Origin of the sequence: Aeromicrobium sp. CF3.5, from assembly GCF_051262695.1 — a bacterium.
Taxonomy (GTDB): domain Bacteria; phylum Actinomycetota; class Actinomycetes; order Propionibacteriales; family Nocardioidaceae; genus Aeromicrobium.
The window spans coordinates 1-1,624 of sequence record NZ_JBIMEZ010000023.1 but is presented as its reverse complement, the minus strand read 5'-3'; the positions used below and the strand labels follow the sequence as shown (position 1 = coordinate 1,624).

The following is a 1,624-nucleotide window of genomic DNA, read 5'->3' as shown; positions in this document are numbered from 1 at the left end:
CTAGCCTCGATCTTTCGTCGGGCTGTGGTGTGAGGTCGCTGAGTCGGTGATCGGCGGCGTTGGTGTCGGACGTGATGTTTCCCCGGCGCTGCGTTCTCGCCGGTGCTCCGTGTCCTCGGGTCGTAGTGTCAGGGACAATGTTCAGGTGATCGCTGCGAGTCGCCTATGGCCGGTCAGGATGAGGTCAGTCCAAGGCCATCGTTTCGGCAGGCGAAGGATGCGGCGTCTGGCGGTGGTGATGATCCGGCCGGCGACAGCCAGCAGGCGGAGGCGGATTCTCTTGGGTTCCCAGACCCTGGCTGGCAGGTCGTGAAAGGCCAACAGCTGGGTCCAAGCGATCAGTTCGGAGGCGAGTTGAGCCAGCTCGAGCCAGATCTGGTTCTTGCCGAACGCGTGTAGTGGCAAGTTCGTCGCGCCGGTGTCTTTGAGGTTGCGGATGCGGTCTTCGCAGCGGGCGCGTGAGCGGTGGCGGACCTCGAGGTCGGCCAGGGTCGGGCCGGTGGTGTTGGTCGCGAACATCGTGATCCGCCACCCGTTCTCGTCGGTGATCCGCAACTGCGCGCCGGGGTGAGGACGTTCCTTGCGGGCGATTACTCGCATCCCGGGCGGCCAGCCGGCGAAGGTGTCCGGCAACCACCTGGTCAGCTCGGCGACGAGTGCACCTTCGCGGCGTTGGCCGTTGGTGTCCAGGGCCTTCTTCCACGCCTGGCGCGGCATCGTGGCGAGCGCGTCGAGGATTGGTTGGCGGCCATAGACGCCGACTGAGTACTGCAGTCCCAGGTTCTGGATGTGGTGGACGAACTCGCGGACACCAGCGCCAGAATCACCCCGGACCAGCACCCTGGACCGCGATCGCTCGGGCAGCTGGGCCAGCGCCTGATCCAGGACTGCGATCTGGTCGTCGGCGCTGTTCGCTGTCGCTCTGCCGGTCCGCAGCATCGCGGCCAGAGGCTCGCCGGTTCCGCCGGACCCGTGGTCAACGAACGCCATCATCGGGTGAAACCCGAACCCACGTTTGTAGTTCGGCGACGCGAGCTCCTTCTCAGAATGAGCGCCGATCAAAGACGCGTCCAGATCAACGACCACCGTGTCGTGGTCAGCAAATGGGCTGTGGTGACCCCAGACCTTCGCCCGCGCTGACGCACGAGTAGCCCGGATCGCGTCGACCGCGGCCACCGGGTCGGCGCCCAGGGCATCGATGAGGCGGCTGATCGTAGGATCGGACGCCACTTGGCCGAAGAGCTCCGGCTGGGAACGGACCAACGACACATCGGCCAGACAATCGCCTCCAGCAGCGATCGACAGCACCAGGTCCATGACTGACTTGCCCGGATCATGGACCGCAGTCGGCTTGCGCCATGGCATCAACTCAGTCGACAACGACTCGGACAAGCCGCTGGCTGCTGCAGTCTGGGCCAGCAGCGACAGACCCGACGACGAAATCAACGACTCGCTGCCAGCAGCGACATGGACACGGCGGCCAGCCACGATATTCTTCATCTACGGAGTGCCTTTCACTCGGTTCGGATTATGTCTTCGCAAACACAATTCTTCCCGATATGACAGGCACTTCCGTGCGTTCAGACCCGTGTCACCAGACCGAACGATGAAACTTCGAGGCTAG

The 1,624-nt window shown here is 64.1% G+C and carries 1 protein-coding gene; it reads right to left on the bottom strand.

Going from position 1 to position 1,624, the window contains the following annotated elements; all coding sequences use genetic code 11:
• Positions 1-141: 141 nt before the first annotated feature.
• Positions 142-1,500, bottom strand: coding sequence for an IS1380 family transposase (locus ACHAA3_RS16790; protein WP_435710243.1), 1,359 nt, complete (start codon positions 1,498-1,500; stop codon positions 142-144).
• Between the last annotated feature and the right edge of the window lie 124 nt (positions 1,501-1,624).